This window comes from Streptomyces sp. NPDC021115, assembly GCF_044333065.1.
GTDB lineage: Bacteria > Actinomycetota > Actinomycetes > Streptomycetales > Streptomycetaceae > Streptomyces.
Genome location: NZ_JBIRQF010000015.1, coordinates 110,525 through 126,945, shown reverse-complemented (window position 1 = coordinate 126,945; position 16,421 = coordinate 110,525). Strand labels below are relative to the sequence as shown.

Here is a 16,421-nt window from a genome sequence, read left to right as displayed (position 1 = left end):
GCCTACCTCCGTACGTATCCCCACTCAGCGTATGGTGCACGTCACCATCAGGGATCGGTATCAACGACCGGGAGGCGGACGAGTGTCGAAACTGCTCGTACTGTGGGACATCGACCACACGCTCGTCGATACTCGGGGCGTCGGCCGCGCGCTCTGGGCCGAGGCGTTCGAGGAGGTCACCGGTCGGTCCATGCGGGAGCAGGCGAGGGTGGACGGGTCGACCGAGCCGGTCATTCTCCGGGAGACACTGAAGTTGCACGGGCTGGAGCCCAGCCGTGCCCTGTTCGAGCTATTCGCCCAGGCGCTCGGAGCGGCACACGTACGGCGTGCCGCCGAGCTACGCGATCGGGGACGCGCGCTCCGTGGGACGGGGGCGCTGCTCTCCGCCCTGGCAGCGCGCGAGGGCGTCAGGCAGACGGTGGTGACGGGGAACATCCGCGCGGCCGCGGAGGTCAAGCTGGCCGCGTTCGGCCTCGACTCCTTTGTCGACCTGGGCATCGGCGCGTTCGGTGAGGACGCGGACGAGCGCCCGGAGCTGGTGCGAATCGCCCTCGGGCGCGCACAGGTGCTCGCTGAGTCAGCTGTGGTCGTCGGCGATACGCCGTCCGACGTGCGGGGCGGGTCGGGTGCCGGTGTCCGAGTGGTCGGTGTCGCCACCGGGCGCACCAGCGCTGATGAGCTGCGGGCCGCCGGGGCCGCGGAGGCGGTCGAAGACCTCTCCGACACCGAGCGGATGCTGAAGCTCCTGACAAGCTGAGAGACGCGACCATTGCCGAGGAAGGCCACCATGACGACGATCGCCGTGACCGGGCACATGGACCTCACCGACGCCTGCGCGACCCTCGTACGGGGCGAGCTGGACAAGGTCCTCGCCGCGTACGAGCCGTCCGGTCTGGTCGGCGTGTCGTGCATCGCGCAGGGCAGCGACAGCCTGTTCGCGGAGGCGGTCCTGGCCGCGGGCGGGCGGCTGGTCGTGGTGGTGCCCTCGGAGGACTACCGGCAGGCGAAGGTGAAGCCCGGCCACGCCGAGACCTTCGACCGGCTGAGGGACGCGGCGGACGAGGTGCTGGTGATGCCGCACGCCACGGCGGACCGGGAGGCGTACGAGGCGGCGAACGCCGTGCTGCTGGAGCGGGCCGACCGGCTCGTGGCCGTGTGGAACGGGCAGCCGCCGAACGGCAAGGGCGGCGGCACGGCGGATGTGGTGCTCGCGGCGCGCGAGGCGGGCGTGCCCGTGGATGTGGTGTGGCCGGAGGGGGCTTCCCGCCGGTCGGGGTGAGGGTGGGTTTGGGGTCGGCGGTGCCGGGTTACCGGTCTTCGGCACGGCAGGATGGACCCCGCCCCCTGCTGAGCCCCCACGACCCCATGGAGCCGCCATGAAGCTCGCCTTCTCGACACTCGGCGTCCCCGCCATGCCCATGACCGACGTCGCCCGGCTCGCCGCCGGGAACGGGTACCACGGCGTCGAGCTGCGCGCGCACCCCGAGGAGCCGGTGCACCCCGGGATCGGGGCGGACGAACGGGCCCGGGTGGCCGGGGAGTTCCGGGCCGCCGGGGTGGAGATCCTGACCGTCGCCGGGTACGTACGGGTCGCGGCGGAGGGCCCCGACGAGCCGGTCCTGACGGGGCTGCGGGAACTCGTCACGCTCGCCCACGACCTGGGCGCGCGGTACGTCCGCGTGTTCCCCGGCGGCGGCGACCAGGACCCCGCCGAGGCCGACGCCGTGGCCGCCCGCCGCCTGGGTGCCGCCGCGCCGTACGCCACCGAGCTGGGCGTACGGCTGCTGCTGGAGACCCACGACTCGCACCGCACCGGCGCCGACGCGGCCCGCGTCCTCGGGCCCGTCGGGCACGGCAGCGTCGGCGCGATCTGGGACGTGATGCACCCCTGGCTGGGCGGCGAGGACCCCGCCACCAGCTACGCGGCGCTCTCGCCGCACCTGGGCTACGTCCAGGTCAAGGACATCGCCTCCGCCGAGGACACCACCCCGCTGCCGCTGGGCGCGGGCGTGCTGCCGCTGACCGAGTGCGTGGAGCTGCTCAGCCGTGAGGGCTGGGACGGCTGGCTGTGCTGGGAGTACGAGAAGCGGTGGTACCCGCAGGCGCGGGAGCTGCCGCCGCTGCTGGGACCGGGCCGGGACCATCTGCTGCGGCTGCTGGCCGACGCGGCGTGAAACGGGGCAGGCGTACGGTCGGGAGCGCCGTCAGCGCCACGCCGCCCACCAGCAGCGCCGCCGCCAGCCACCGCAACGGGCTGATCCCCTCCCCCAGCACCAGCGCCGCCGAGGACATGCCGAAGACCGGCACCAGCAGGGAGAACGGCGCGACCGCGGAGGCGTCGTACGTGCGCAGCAGGAAGTTCCAGAGGCCGAAGCCCAGCACGGTGGAGAGCCAGGCGACGTAGACGACGGCCCCCGCCCCGGCCCAGTCGAGCGTGGCCAGCGCGTGCAGGCCGGGGTCCGCGCCCTCGAACATCAGCGACAGCCCGAGCAGCGGCAGTACGGGCACCGCGCTCACCCAGACCATGAAGCTCAGCGGGTCGGGCGGGGCGGCCTTGCGGGTGAGGACGTTCGAGACGCCCCAGAAGGCGGCGGCCGCGATGACGAGGACGAAGCCGAGCAGCGGGCCCGAGGTGCCCTCGTCGACGGCGGCGACGCCGATCCCGGTGAGCGCCACGGCCATGCCCAGCAGCCGTCGGCGGCCGGGGCGTTCAGCGAGGACGACGGCCGCGAAGAGCGCGGTGAACACCGCCTGGACCTGGAGGACGAGGGAGGACAGCCCGGCGGGCATCCCCTCGTGCATCCCGATGAACAGCAGCCCGAACTTCGCCACGCCCAGCGCCAGCCCGACCCCCAGGACCCATCGCCAGGAGACCCGCGGCGGGCCGACGAAGAAGATCGCGGGCACCGCAGCCACCAGGAAGCGGAGGGCGCAGAAGAGGAGGGGCGGGAAGTGGTCGAGGCCGACGTCGATGACCACGAAGTTGACGCCCCACAGGGCCGTGACGAGCACGGCGAGGCCGATGTGTGCAGGTCGCATAGGCCGATGATCGGGCGACAGCACCTTTTAGCACCAGCGCGGATGACTTCATGGTTGGATGCAGAAAACGTGAAATGTGGAAGGTGGGGGCGATGCTCGATCTGTCCCGGCTGCGGGCGCTGCACGCGGTGGCCGTGCACGGCTCGGTCAGCGCGGCCGCCACCGCGCTCGGCTACACCCCGTCCGCCGTGTCGCAGCAGATCGCCAAACTGGAGCGGGAGACCCGGACCACGCTGCTGGAGCGGCAGGGCCGCGGCGTCGTCCTCACCGACGCGGCCCAGCACCTGGCCACCACCGCCCAGCAGCTCCTCGCGATCGTCGAACGGGCGGAGACCGGCCTGGAGGAGCGGCGGGGACGGCCGACCGGGCGGCTGGTGATCGGCGCGTTCCCGTCCGCGGCGCGGGGGTTGATGCCCGCCGTACTGGCCCGGCTCGCCGCGGAGCACCCGTCGCTGGACGCCCGGCTCGTCGAGGTCGACCCGCATCTGTCCGTCGACCTGGCGGCGCAGGGCGTCATCGACCTGGCCGTCGCCCACGACTGGGACATCGCCCCACTGCCCGCCCCGGACGGTCTGGAGCGGGCGATGATCGGGGAGGACCTGTGCGACGTCCTCGTACCGGTGGGCCATCCGCTTGCGGGGCGCGGGGTGTTGCGGCGGGAGGACCTGCCGGGGCAGCGGTGGATCTGCCAGCCGCCGGGGACGGTGTGCCACGACTGGCTCGTACGGACGCTCCGCGCATCCGGCAGCGAACCGGACCTGGCCTACCAGGCGGCGGAGAACCACACCCAGATCGCCCTGGTGGCGGCGGGCCTGGGCATCGCCCTGATGCCGCGCCTGGGTCGGGGCCCCCTCTCGGAGGGGGTGCGGGCGGTGCCGCTGGAGCCGGTGCCGGTACGCCACCTCTACGCCCTCTGGCGCGAGGGCGCCGCGCGCCGCCCCGCGATCACGGAGACGGTCGCGGTGCTGAGCGAGGAGTGGCCGCGCCGCCACCGCCTGACGCCTGACGCCTGACGCCTGACGCCTCCGGCCGGGCCTTCCCCACCCCGCCCCTTCCCGAACCGGGGACACCGTGGGCTGTGTGGGGGGCGCCTCCGGACAGGGCCGGGCCCCTGCCCCCGGGTTGGGCTGAGGCGGTGCCACTATGAGGGCATGCGGGAGTCTATGGGGGGATTGGCGAAGGTCGATCCAGGCGCGGAACCGACCCGCTCGGCCGAGCGTCCAAGGGGCGTGCTGATGGGGAGTCTCCGTACGGCGGTATCGGTCTCGCTGCTGGCTGCGTCGCTGACCACCCTCCTCGCCGCCTGCGGCCATCAGCGGCCCGCCGCCGACGCGCACCCCTCCCAGAGCGTCGGCGGCACGGGCCGCGTCGACACCGGGCTCGCCTACGTCCGCAGCGCGACCGGCGCCGTACCCGAGACGCATGCCGTGCTGCGTACCAAGGGTCAGCTCGCCGACTACGCGCGGCGCTTCGGCACGCGGGCGGACGCGATCCTCGCGCAGGCCGGGAAGAACGGCTTCGGCCGCGACGCCCTCGTCGGCTGGTCCACGACCACCGGGTGCGCCAAGTGGCCGTCGGCCACGCTGCACCGGCCCGGGGGCGGCGATCGGCTCGCGCTCGTCGCGGCCGCGCGTCCCTCCCCGCCGCCGGAGTGCTTCGCGCCGTTCCATATCATCGCGATCTTTACGGTGCCCAAGGATCGGCTGCCCACAAGGCCACGCTTCGCCACCCCTAGATGAACGAAGTCGTCAGTCCCGGAACGAAGTTGAACCGAATCCTCGGTTCCCATTGACCGAGCCCCACCCGGCACACCAGCGTGTCATATGAACGCCAGTCACCCCCTCCGAAGATCATGGAAGGAGTGCGGGTGCACCAGCCGACCTCGCGCCGCACCCTGCTCGCCGCGGCGACCGCCGCCGTCGCCACCGCGTGCAGCCCCCGGACGCTCAGCTCGCCCGAACCCGAGAAATCCGCGTCCGCGTCGACGTCCGCCACCCAGGCTTCCGCCTCCGCGGCGCCCTCCCGGTCCGCCGCTGCCCGCCGTAGCGACCGGGACCGGGACCGCGCCTCGGCGCTGCTCGGCCGGATGACGCTGGACCAGAAGATCGGCCAGCTCTTCGTCCTGTCGGTGTACGGGCACTCGGCCACCGCGCCCGATCCCGCCGACGCCGCGGCCAACCGCAAGAAGTACGGCGTCGGCAGCGCCGCCGAGCTGGTCGCCAAGTATCACCTCGGCGGGATCATGTACACCGAGTGGGCCAACAACGTCCGCGGCCCCCGGCAGATCGCCGACCTCTCCAACGGCCTCCAGAAGGCCGCCCTCGACGGCTCGGCGGGCGTGCCGCTGCTCCTCTCCACCGACCAGGAGCACGGCATGGTGGCCCGGATCGGGGCGCCCGCCACGCTGCTCCCCGGCGCGATGGCGCTCGGCGCGGGCGGCAGCGTGCCGGACGTGCGGAAGGCCGCCCGGGTCGCCGGGGCGGAGCTGGCCGCGCTCGGCATCCGGCAGGACTACGCGCCGGACGCGGACGTCAACGTCGACCCGGCCAACCCCGTGATCGGCATCCGCTCCTTCGGCGCCGATCCCAAGGCCGTCGCCCGGCTGGTGGCGGCCCAGGTCGAGGGGTATCAGGGCGCCGGGGTCGCGGCCACCGCCAAGCACTTCCCCGGGCACGGCGACACCTCCGTCGACAGCCATGTCGGGCTGCCGACCATCACCCACTCCCGCAAGGAGTGGGAGCGGCTGGACGCGCCGCCGTTCCGGGCGGCGATCGCCGCCGGGATCGACTCCGTCATGACCGCGCACCTGCTGTTCCCCGCGCTCGACCCGGCCGACGACCCGGCCACGCTGTCCCGCCCCATCATCACCGGGGTCCTGCGCGACGAACTCGGCTACGACGGGGTCGTGATCACCGACTCCCTCGGCATGCAGGGCGTGCGCGAGAAGTACGGCGACGGCCGGGTGCCGGTGCTCGCGCTCAAGGCGGGCGTGGACCAGCTGCTCACCCCGCCGGATCTGCCCGCCGCCTGGAACGGCGTGCGCACGGCGGTACGGAAGGGCGAGATCAGCGAGGTCCGGCTGGACGCGTCGGTGCTGCGCATCCTCCAGCTCAAGGCGCGCCGGGGGCTGTTGGACGAGCCGTACACCAGCGGCCGCGCGGTGGACCGTACGGTGGGCACCCGCGAGCACGCCGCCACCGCCGCGCGGATCGCGGACCGCACCACCACGCTGATCACCAACCGCGGCGGGCTGCTGCCGCTGTCCCGCGACCGCCACCGCAAGCTGCTGGTGGTCGGGGTGGACCCCGCCGCCCCGACCGGCACCGGCGGCCCGCCGACCGCCGTCCTCGCCCGCGCCCTGGACGCGCTCGGCTTCACCGCGAAGGCCCTGTCCACCGGCACCGGCAGCGCGCCCGAGCCGTCCCCGGGACGGATCGACGAGGCGGTCGCGGCGGCGCGCGAGCGGGACGCGGTGATCGTCCTGACGCGCGACGTCGACGCCGGGGCCGGCGGTCAGCGGCGGCTCGTCTCGGAGCTGTCCGCCACCGGGGTGCCGGTGGTCCATGTCGCGATCAAGGATCCGTACGACATCGCCCAGTTGGGCAACGACCCGGGTGCATCGCTGGCCACGTACGGCTGGACGGACGTCGAGGTGCGGGCGGCGGCCCGGGTCATCACCGGGAAGCGGAACCCGCGCGGACGGCTGCCGGTCGCCGTACGGCGCGCGGACGCCCCGTCCCGGGTGCTGTACCCGATCGGGCACGGGCTGACGTACTGAGGGCGGGGCCGCCCCGGCCCCCGCGCCTGGACGGCACGGGTCCGGACACGCCAGTGGCCCCGGCCGGAGGGCCGGGGCCACACGACCGCGGGGGCAGGGGTTACGGCCTCAGCACCGGCTCGCGTTCCACCTCTCGGCGGTCCAGCTTCGCGTCGTGGTGGGCCAGGGGCTTGGACGAGGGGGTGACGCCCGCCCACTTCTGGACGGCGGCCGTCGCCTTCGCCTTCTGGTCCGCCGTCAGCTGGGCGATGTTGGAGCCGTGGTTGCCGCCGGGGGCCGTGTAGACGTAGGAGTCGCGTGCGCCCTTGCCCAGGCGGAACGGCTCGGCGCCCCACGGGTCGTTCTCGCCGTAGACGAACAGCATCCGCCGCGCGTCGTGGCGGACCCAGCGGTCCACGTCCCGCATCGCTCCGGGCTTGAAGCGCATCGGGATGTCGCGCGGGACGTAGTTGCGCGGGTTGTAGATGCCCGGGTAGCGCAGCAGGCCGTCCAGGTGCGGGGTCTTGAAGGTGGGGGCGCCCAGTTCGGTGCCCGCCTGGTAGTAGTACGGGGTGTACGTCTCCAGGCCCTGGTCGGTGTAGGCGGAGAAGCCGGAGATGTCGTCGATGAACTTGTACAGCTCATCGGTGGAGGCCGTGGTGGCGGGGACGTCCGCGCAGTCCTTCAGCAGGTGGTACTGCCAGAAGGCCCACACCAGGTCGAGGACGACGTTCTCGTACGCCTTGTCGGCGCTGCCGACGACCGTGAAGGTCTGCTTCTCCTCGTCGGCCCACTTCTGGTAGCGGGCCACGATCTCGTCGCGCCGCACGAGCGCTTCGCGCTGGACCGCGTTCAGCTTGGTACGGCATTCGGCGGTGCCGACACCCGCGAAGAAGCGGTCGTAGGCCGAATCCTCGTTGTTGACGACATCGTTGGGGGCGACGTAGGCGACGGTCCCGGCCATGTCGTCCGGGTAGAAGCGGCGGTAGTAGGTGGCGGTCATGCCGCCCTTGCTGCCGCCGGTGGCGAGCCACTTCTTGCCGTAGACGCGGTGCAGCGCCCGGTACAGCCGGTGCTGGTCGCTGGCGGCCTGCCAGATGTCGAGCTTCGACCAGTCGGCGGGCTGGGGCCGCGACGGCGTGAAGAACCGATACTCCATGGACACCTGGTTGCCGTCCACGATCTGCGTGGGCTCACTGCGGCGCGGCGTGGTGGCGACGTTGTAGCCGGAGGTGAAGAACACCGTCGGCCGGTCGGTGGCCTTGTGCAGCAGGGTGAACCGCTGCTGGAAGGTGCCCTTGGACGGATGCCGGTGGTCGACCGGCTGCCGATAGGTGAAGACGAGGAAGCGGTAGCCGTCGTACGGCTGCTCCTCGACGAAGCTCATCCCGGGTATCGCCAGGACGCGTTCCTTGATGTCCGGCTCGCTCGCGGGGGCGGCCGCTGCGGCCGGTGCGCTGCCCGCACCGGCGCCGACCGCCCCCACGATTATCACGAGCGACAACAGCCATCTGAGCGCCTTGCCCATTCGCCCTCCCCTTGGGTGCACATCACCTGGGTGCACATCAATCGCACAGGTCGCCGAGAACCTATCGGGGCACACACGACAGTGGCTAGAGGCGACCGATCACGCCAACCTGCCGCCGAATACGGAGAGTTGTTACCGTCACCCTCTTTCGTAGCGGGCTGTGATGGCGCATCCTGCCTACATGGACCGAGACGAACGGCACGACCGGAGCGAACGGGCCGAGCGGCTGACGCAGTATCTGACCGAATTGCAGGAACGAATCGATCCTCGCTCGCTTGAGCTGCTCATGCGGCTGCTGCGCGAGCTGAGCACCTCACCGGCCGTCCGCGGGGGGACGTACGAACTCGGCATGGGGCCCGAGGAGAAAGAGCTGTTCACCCCCGCACTCCAGGCCGAGTTGCTGGTGCTCTTCGGCCTGCTCACCTCCCAGGACGAGCGGGTGGTCGTCGACCTCGGCGACAGCCCGCACGCCAAGGGCATGAAGGTGCTGGTGCCCCAGGAGCGGGCCCAGGACCCCGACTTCCTGCACCGCCACAAGCAGCGCGTGGCGGCCGAGGCGGAGCAGCGGGAGGCGGACCGGCGCGAGGTGGAGGGCATCGCGAGGGCGAGCGGCATGGAACCGTGACGTCACCGTACGTGATGAGCGGTGAACGCCGAGAGTTACCGGCCGTATAGTCACGGCCGGGCGGCGCACTCCTGAGGCGGCCGCCCCGACCCGACGGCGGGAGTGTCCCGCCCCGACAGCGGGGGGTGCTACGCCCCGACAGCGGGGGTTGCTACGCCCCCACCGGGGCCGTCTCTCCCGTGAAGGTGCGCCACAGCTCGGCATACCGGCCGTCAGGCCGCGCCACCAGCTCCGCGTGCGTACCGTCCTCGACCACCCTTCCGTGGTCCAGGACGACCACCCGGTCCGCGCGGGCCGCGGTGGTCAGCCGGTGCGCGACGACCAGCGTGGTGCGACGGCCCGCCAGCCGGTCCGTGGCCTGGTTGACCAGGGCCTCGGTGGCCAGGTCCAGCGCGGCCGTGGCCTCGTCGAGCAGCAGGATGTCCGGGCCGACCAGCTCGGCGCGCGCGAGCGCGATCAGCTGGCGCTGTCCGGCCGACAGATTGCGCCCGCGCTCGGAGACCGCGTGCAGATAGCCGCCGTCGAGCGAGGCCACCATGGCGTGGGCGCCGACCGCCCGCGCGGCCGCCTCCACTTCGGCGTCGCTCGCGTCGGGCCGCCCGTAGGCGATGGCGTCGCGCACGGTCCCCGGGAAGAGATACGGCTCCTGCGGGACGACGCCCAGCCGGTTGCGGTACGCGGTGGTGTCCAGCTCGCGCAGATCCGTACCGTCGACCCGCACGGCGCCGCCGGTGGGGTCGTAGAAGCGGGCCACCAGCTTGACGAGGGTGGACTTGCCCGCGCCCGTCTCCCCCACGAACGCCACGGTCTGCCCGGCCGGGATGGTCAGCCGGATCCCCGACAGGGCCTCCTCGGTGGCCCCGGTGCCGTCGCCGCCGTACCGGAAGCGCACATCGTCGAAGGTCACCTCGCCGCGCACCGCCCGCACCGCGCGCGGGTTCTTCGCCGCCGGAGTGGTGGTCGGCTCCCGCAGCAGCTCCTGGATGCGGCCCAGCGACACCGTCGCCTGCTGATAGCCGTCGAACACCTGGGAGAGCTGCTGCACGGGCGCGAAGAACAGGTCGATGTAGAGCAGATACGCGACCAGCGCGCCCGCCGTCAGCGTCCCGTCGCTCACCCGCCCGGAGCCGACGATCAGCACCAGCGCGGCGGCGGTGGACGACAGCAGCTGGACGAACGGGAAGTACACCGAGATCAGCCACTGGCCGCGCACCCGCGCCTGCCGGTACGCGTCGCTGCGCCCGGCGAACCGCTCCCGGCCGACGCCCTCGCGCCGGAACGCCTGCACGATGCGCAGCCCCGCGACGCTCTCCTGGAGGTCGGCGTTGACGGCGCCCACGCGCTCACGGGCCAGTTCGTACGCCTTGACGCTCTTACGGCGGAACACGAACGTGCCGATGATCAGCGGCGGCAGGGTCGCGAACACCACCAGCGCCAGCTGGACGTCGATCACCAGCAGCGCGACCAGGATGCCGAAGAAGGTCAGCAGGCTGACGACGGCGGTGACCAGACCGGTCTGGAGGAACGAGGACAACGCGTCGACATCGGTGGTCATCCGCGTCATGATCTTGCCGGTCAGCTCGCGCTCGTAGTAGTCGAGTCCGAGCCGCTGCAACTGCGCGAAGATCTTGACGCGCAGGGCGTACAGCATGCGCTCACCCGTGCGCCCGGTCAGCCGCGTCTCCCCGAACTGCGCGGCCCACTGCGCGAGGACGACGACCAGCGCCAGCCCGGACGCCGCCCACACCGCGCCCAGCGCGAGGCGCTGGACACCCTGGTCGATGCCGTGCCGTATCAGCACCGGCAGCAGCAGTCCGGACACCGCGTCGACCGCCACCAGCAGCAGACAGCACAGCAGCGGCGTCCCGAAGCCGCGCAGCAACTGCCGCAGCCCGTATGCCTCTTCGGGCTTCGCCGCCCGCTCCTCGTCCACGTCGGGGGTGTCGTCGGCGGGCGGCAGGGCCTCCACCTTGGCCAGCAGCTCGGGCGTGGCGGGCATCCCGGCCAGCGCCCCGGCCATCCCGGGGGCGGGGGCGGCGGTGGACCGCGCCTCCGGGGCCGTCTTGTCGTTCCCGTCCGCGTCCCCGTCGCGCCGCACCCACAGCTCCGGTGTGACGCCGCCCGCGGGGTGCGGTACGGCGTGCTCCGGATCGTCGCCGCCGCGCACCTGCCCCGTCGGCCGGTCGCCGTTTCCGTGGACGGCGGTGTCCTGGCACGGCTCGACCAGCCCGGTGGCGGCGGCCTCGCCGCCGAACGCCCCGGCCAACGCGGCGGTCGCCGCCGGACCCGCGTGCTCGGGGTCGTCGCCGCCGCGCGGTCGCCCGGCCAGGCGCCCGGCCGGGTCGCGGGTGATGCCGCTCAGCTCGTCCGGGTCCGTCAGCAGGCGGCGGTACAGCCCGCAGCGCTCGCGCAGTTCCTCGTCCGTGCCGAGGTCCACCAGGCGGCCGCCGTCCAGCACGGCGATGCGGTCGGCGAGGGCGAGGGTGGAGAGGCGGTGGGCGATGAGGAGCGTCGTACGGCCCGCCATGACGCCCCGCAACGCCTCGTGGATCTCGTGCTCGACGCGCGCGTCAACCGCCGACGTGGCGTCGTCGAGGACGAGCAGCCGGGGGTCAGTGAGGATCGCGCGGGCCAGGGCCATGCGCTGGCGCTGACCGCCGGAGAGGGTGAGGCCCTGCTCGCCGACCTCGGTGTCGTAGCCGTCAGGGAGGGCGGAGATGAAGCCGTCGGCCTGGGCGGCCCGGGCGGCGGCCCTGATCTGCTCGTCGTCGGCGTCCGGCAGCCCGTAGGCGAGGTTGGCGCGCACGGTGTCGGAGAAGAGGAAGCTGTCCTCGGGGACGAGCCCGATGGCGGCGCGCAGCGACGCGTACGTCAGCTCGCGCACATCGTGGCCACCGACCCGTACCGCGCCGTCCGTCACGTCGTAGAAGCGGGGCAGCAGCATGGACAGGGTGGACTTGCCGCTGCCGGAGGCGCCGACGACGGCCACCGTCTCGCCCGGTTCGATGCGCAGCGACACATCGGAGAGCACGGGCCGGTCGGGGTCGTAGCCGAAGGTGACGTGCTCGAATTCGACCGTCGCGGGCGCGTCCTCGGGCAGTTCGCGCGCGTCCGGGCGCTCCTGGATGACCGGTTCGGTGTCGATGAGTTCGTAGACCCGCTCGACACCGGCCCTGGCCTGCTGGCCGACGGTCAGCATCATGGTGAGCATGCGCACCGGGCCGACGAGCTGCGCGAGGTAGGTCGAGAAGGCGACGAACGTGCCGAGGGTGATCTGCCCGCGAGTCGCCATCCAGCCGCCGAGGGCCAGCATCGCGACCTGGCCGAGGGCGGGGACGGCCTGGAGGGCGGGGGTGTAGCGGGCGTTCAGCCGGACCGTGCGCAGCCGGGCGGCGAAGAGGCTGCGGCCGACCGCGCGGAGCTTGCCGCTCTCCTGCGCCTCCTGGCCGAAGCCCTTGACGACGCGAACACCGGTCACGGCCCCGTCCACGACCCCGGCGACGGCGGCCGCCTGCCCCTGGGCGTACCAGGTGGCGGGGAAGAGCCGGACACGGCTGCGCGAGGCGAGCACCCACAGGGCGGGGGCGACGGCGAGGGCGACGACGGTGAGCAGCGGGGAGAGCACCGCCATCACGATCAGCGAGACCAGGAAGAGCAGCACGTTGCCGATCATCATCGGCACCATGAAGAGCAGGCCCTGGACCAGCTGGAGGTCACTGGTGGCGCGGCCGACGATCTGGCCGGTGGACAGCTCGTCCTGGCGCCTGCCGTCGAGGCGGACCAGGGACTCGTACATCTGGGTCCGCAGATCGTGCTGGACATCGAGCGCGAGCCGTCCGCCGTAGAAGCGGCGGACGTAGGTGAGGGAGTAGACGACGACGGCCGCGACGATGAGCAGGACGGCCCAGGGTGCGAGCGCCCGGTCGTGCCGGACGATCACCTCGTCGATGATGAGCTTGGTGACGAGCGGGACCAGCGCCATGACGCCCATCCCGGCGAGCGAGGCCCCGAGCGCGAGCAGCACGTTGCGGCGGTACCGCATGCAGTGGCGGGTCAGCCGCCGTCCCCAGCCCGGTTCCGCACCACTGCCTGCTGTGTCGCCTTTGCTGCTCTTGTCGCTCTTGTCGCCTTTGCCGTCCGCCACTCGTGACCTCCCGCTTTTTATCGCTGCCGGAAGGCCCAACACACAGGTGTGCGGATTTCATCCTTCCGCAACAAACGGAGCGGGATATGGGGCGCGGGTGCGCCTACGCGGCCTCCTTGTGCGACGACTCCTCCGGGACGGTGACCGCGGCGCAGCGCGCGGCGATGTCGTCCAGGCGGAGGCCGAGCGCGGCGGCCAGGGCGGCGACGGTGAAGAAGGCGGGGGTCGGGGCCCGGCCGGTCTCGATCTTGCGAAGGGTCTCCGCCGAGATCCCGGCCCCGGCGGCGACGTCCGCCATGCTGCGTTCGCCACGGGCCTGCCGCAGCAGGGCACCGAGGAAGCGGCCGCGTTCACGTTCCAACGGGGTGAGAGGGGTGCGCACCATGACCGTGACACTAATACCGGTATAAGAATTGCGCCACGTCCGGCGGCGCACCCGGCCGCTCCGGCGCGCCCGGCGCCGCACCCCGCCACACTGCGGCGGGGCGCGGCGGGGCGCGGTGGGGTACGGCCCCCGGTCAGCCGTCCCGCATGACCTTCAGCTCCTCGATGCCCGCGCGCTTCTTCTCGTCCTTCTCGTCCGCCGAGCGCAGCGTGACGCGGACGTAGCGGGCCGGGCCCGTCGCACCGTCGCGCCAGTGCCGCCCGTCGAGCGAGGTCTCGACGCGGTGTGAGGCGGGGCGGTTGGCGGTCCACCGCGGGGTGACCTCGCCGATCCGTACGGTCCGGCCGAGGTCGGCGGTGAGCGCCCCGCGGGCCGCGTTCGGCACCCAGGCGGTGGCCTCGTTGCCGTCGAGGGCGGCGCCCGGCTCCATGCCCGGCTCCTGCGAACTGGCCGTCGCGTCCTGGCAGCGGGCCAGGTTGGTGGTCGGGGTGAGGTCCGGGCGGCGGGTCTTGAGGACGGCGGGGGCGCCCTCGCTCACGACCTGCTTCCCGCCCTGCGGGGTCTCGATGTCGAACGGCGCACCGGCGGTCAGCCGCACCGTCGTCTCGTGCGGGCCGATCGCCACGTCGTACGTACGGCCCTGCCAGCGCAGACCCCGCAGGGTGACGCCGTCGCGGAGCTGCGGCGGCAGCGTGGGGTCGAGCCGTACGGCGTCCTCGCCCATCCGCATCCCGGTCAGGCCGTGGGTGAAGACCTGGAGGAAACCGCCCTTGCCGGTGAGGAAGTCCTGCGCGGGGGACCCGGCCAGCGGGTCGTTGGCGCCCGCCTTCTGGCCACGCGCCTCCGAGAACTGGTCGAACGGGCCGCGCACGAACGGCTTGATGGAGCGCATCAGGTATGTGTACGAGGAGCAGCCGGGCTCACCGATGGACGCGGCGTCGATCGCGTGCACCGAGTCGGTCATGGCGGGGCCGTCGGGGTCGGTGCGCGCCGCGTAGTAGTCGAGCGTCTTCGCGGCGGTCTTCCGGGACATCGGCCACTCCAGCGGATGCATGAGCAGCACGGTGTCCGCCTGCTTGATCATCGACCCCTTGTAGCCGTCGTACTGCTGGAAGACCTGCTTCTTCTTGTCGTACGGGATGCGCAGCTTGTCCGCGATGCGGCTCCAGGAGGCGGGAGGCTTCTCACCGAGGACGCGGGCGGCACGGGCGGCGTCGCGCAGGGCGGTGGCGGCCCCGGCGTTGGTGAACACCGCGTCGTCCACGCCGTTGCTGTACTCGTCGGGGCCCGCGACGTTGTTGATGGAGTAGCTGCCGTCGTCGTTGCGGGTGACGCGCCCGGCCCAGAACTCGGCGATGCCCTTGAGCACCGGCCAGCCGCGCTCGCGCAGCCAGGCGGCGTCCCCGGTGGCCTGGAAGTACTGCCAGGCGGCGAGGGCGATGTCGCTCTGGAGGTGGTTCTGGGTGCGGCAGTGCGGCGGGTCCCAGCTGTGGCATTCGGTCCACAGCCCGCCCTTGCTCGCGCTGGTCCAGGGGTAGAACAGGCCCGGGTAGCCGAGCTTGCGCGCGTTATCGCGGGCACCGGCGCGGGTCTTGTAGCGGTACTCGACCACGGACTTGGCCAGTTCGGGATGGCCGGCCAGCAGCCCCGGATACATCCAGGTCTCGGCGTCCCAGAAGATCAGACCGCCGTAGTTGTCGCTGGTCAGCCCGGTCGGGGCGATGCTGTTGCGGGAACCGGCGCGGGTCGCTGACAGCAGCCCGTACTGCGCGGAGCGCACCCAGTCCTGGAGGTCGCGCTGCCTGCGGCCGCCGATCTCGATGTCGGAGCGCCAGAGCTTGCGCCAGGCGGCGGTGTGCTCCGCGAACAGCTCGGGCCAACCGCGGTCGGCGGCCCGGCGGGAGGCGGCGACGGCGTCGGCGCGCGGGGCGTGGGAGGTCAGCGCGGTGTCGACGCCGACGTACTTGGTGACCTCGTACGCGCGGCCCTTCCGCACCGGGAAACGCATCCCCTGCCGGGCGCTCAGCGTGCCGTCCTCGTCGCCCTTGTCGGCCCGCTCCGCCTTCGTGTTCCGTACGGCGCGGCCGGGGCGAAGGGTGGACGCGACGGCGCCGTCGGTCCTGGTGCCGTCCGTACGGAAGGCCACATCGACCGTGCCGTCGCCACGGCTTCCGCCGCCGGTCTGCGTCATGCGGCGCGCACCGCGCCCGTCGATGCGGTCGGTGACGGTGGCGTCGCCGCTCCAGTGCGGGGTCATGCGCAGCCGTACGGCGCCCACATGCGCGTCGTCGCGGTCGGCGAGCACGTCGTAGGTGAGGTCGGTGGCGCGGCCGTCGGACGCCGTCCAGGTGAGGGACGTACGGACGAAGCCGCAGCGCATGAAGACGGTCTGCCGGTAGTGCGAGACGCGCCCCGCGGACGTGCCGGAGCCGAAGGTCTCCGAGCCCTTGCCGCCAGTGGCCACGTTCAGCGTGGACCAGTTGGGGATGACCGCGGCGACCTGCCGGTTCTCGGTGGTCTTCTTGTTGTGCGCGTACAGGCCCGAGACGAACGCGCCGTCATAGCGGGACGTGAACAGCGGCCAGCCGGTCTTGTCGCCGCCGCCCGTATAGCCGGTGCCGTTGGGCGGTACGCGCTGGCCGAGATAACCGTTGCCCACGTACGCGTGGTAGCTGTCCTTGGGATCGATCCGATCGGAGGTCAGCGCCCAGCCGTCGGACGGCCCACGCGCACAGCCCCCGGCGCCGGCACGGGCCGCCGCTGAGGAGTCGGATTCGGGAGCGGCGGAAGCCGGTGGCACGGCGGCGACCAGCCCGCAGACGAGCAGCGGAGCGATCAGCCGGGCGGCGCGCGGCAGCCGGGGGGTGGAGTACGTCATTGTTCTCCGTCGTGGTTCGCCGGTGACGGTCGCAGCGACGATAAAGAGGTGAACACAACAGGTCA

General features: G+C 72.7%; 11 protein-coding genes and 1 pseudogene. 7 read left to right on the top strand and 5 right to left on the bottom strand.

The annotated features are described in order from the left end of the window. The first annotated feature begins 91 nt into the window (after window positions 1-91). From ACH4TL_RS33905 to ACH4TL_RS33895, 3 genes are all read left to right on the top strand, one after another. The gene (locus ACH4TL_RS33905; protein ID WP_398324058.1) at window positions 92-757 is read left to right on the top strand and encodes an HAD family hydrolase; all 666 of its coding nucleotides are present in this window, start codon (window positions 92-94) and stop codon (window positions 755-757) included. A 30-nt stretch (window positions 758-787) separates the two neighbouring features. After that, window positions 788-1,279 carry a hypothetical protein gene (locus ACH4TL_RS33900; protein ID WP_398323840.1) on the top strand — a complete coding sequence of 164 codons (492 nt, stop codon included), beginning with the start codon at window positions 788-790 and terminating at the stop codon, window positions 1,277-1,279. Between the two features lie 97 nt (window positions 1,280-1,376). After that, window positions 1,377-2,174 (top strand): sugar phosphate isomerase/epimerase family protein, encoded by a 798-nt coding sequence (locus ACH4TL_RS33895; RefSeq protein WP_398323842.1) that lies wholly within the window; start codon window positions 1,377-1,379, stop codon window positions 2,172-2,174. Window positions 2,175-2,262: 88 nt separating this feature from the next. Here ACH4TL_RS33895 and ACH4TL_RS33890 read toward each other — a convergent pair. Continuing rightward, window positions 2,263-3,039, bottom strand: a pseudogene (locus tag ACH4TL_RS33890) (EamA family transporter); the annotation flags it as partial. Between the two features lie 92 nt (window positions 3,040-3,131). Between ACH4TL_RS33890 and ACH4TL_RS33885 the strand changes: the two are divergent. The 3 genes from ACH4TL_RS33885 (at window position 3,132) to ACH4TL_RS33875 (ending at window position 6,817) form a co-directional block, all read left to right on the top strand. Beyond that, on the top strand, window positions 3,132-4,052 hold the full coding sequence (locus ACH4TL_RS33885) for a LysR family transcriptional regulator (protein ID WP_398323844.1): 921 nt from the start codon (window positions 3,132-3,134) through the stop codon (window positions 4,050-4,052). Between the two features lie 222 nt (window positions 4,053-4,274). Next, entirely contained in the window at window positions 4,275-4,778 is a 504-nt protein-coding gene (locus ACH4TL_RS33880) for a hypothetical protein (RefSeq protein WP_398323846.1), read from the top strand. 128 nt (window positions 4,779-4,906) lie between these two features. Beyond that, window positions 4,907-6,817 (top strand): glycoside hydrolase family 3 protein, encoded by a 1,911-nt coding sequence (locus ACH4TL_RS33875; RefSeq protein ID WP_398323848.1) that lies wholly within the window; start codon window positions 4,907-4,909, stop codon window positions 6,815-6,817. Window positions 6,818-6,917: 100 nt separating this feature from the next. Here the strand turns inward: ACH4TL_RS33875 and ACH4TL_RS33870 are convergent, their stop codons facing one another. Beyond that, window positions 6,918-8,324: a S28 family serine protease gene (locus ACH4TL_RS33870; RefSeq protein WP_398323850.1), complete on the bottom strand. Its 1,407-nt coding sequence runs from the start codon at window positions 8,322-8,324 to the stop codon at window positions 6,918-6,920. A 181-nt stretch (window positions 8,325-8,505) separates the two neighbouring features. Here ACH4TL_RS33870 and ACH4TL_RS33865 point away from each other — a divergent pair, with 181 nt between their 5' ends. After that, window positions 8,506-8,949 carry a hypothetical protein gene (locus ACH4TL_RS33865; RefSeq protein WP_385437732.1) on the top strand — a complete coding sequence of 148 codons (444 nt, stop codon included), beginning with the start codon at window positions 8,506-8,508 and terminating at the stop codon, window positions 8,947-8,949. Window positions 8,950-9,100: 151 nt separating this feature from the next. On the opposite strand, the gene ACH4TL_RS33860 is transcribed toward ACH4TL_RS33865, so the two are convergent. The 3 genes from ACH4TL_RS33860 to ACH4TL_RS33850 form a co-directional block, all read right to left on the bottom strand. Continuing rightward, on the bottom strand, window positions 9,101-12,991 hold the full coding sequence (locus ACH4TL_RS33860) for an ABC transporter ATP-binding protein (RefSeq protein WP_398324060.1): 3,891 nt from the start codon (window positions 12,989-12,991) through the stop codon (window positions 9,101-9,103). 205 nt (window positions 12,992-13,196) lie between these two features. Then, window positions 13,197-13,478: a helix-turn-helix domain-containing protein gene (locus ACH4TL_RS33855; protein ID WP_398323853.1), complete on the bottom strand. Its 282-nt coding sequence runs from the start codon at window positions 13,476-13,478 to the stop codon at window positions 13,197-13,199. Window positions 13,479-13,611: 133 nt separating this feature from the next. Beyond that, window positions 13,612-16,356, bottom strand: a complete 2,745-nt coding sequence (locus tag ACH4TL_RS33850; RefSeq protein WP_398323855.1) for a discoidin domain-containing protein — start codon at window positions 16,354-16,356, stop codon at window positions 13,612-13,614. Window positions 16,357-16,421: the final 65 nt, after the last annotated feature.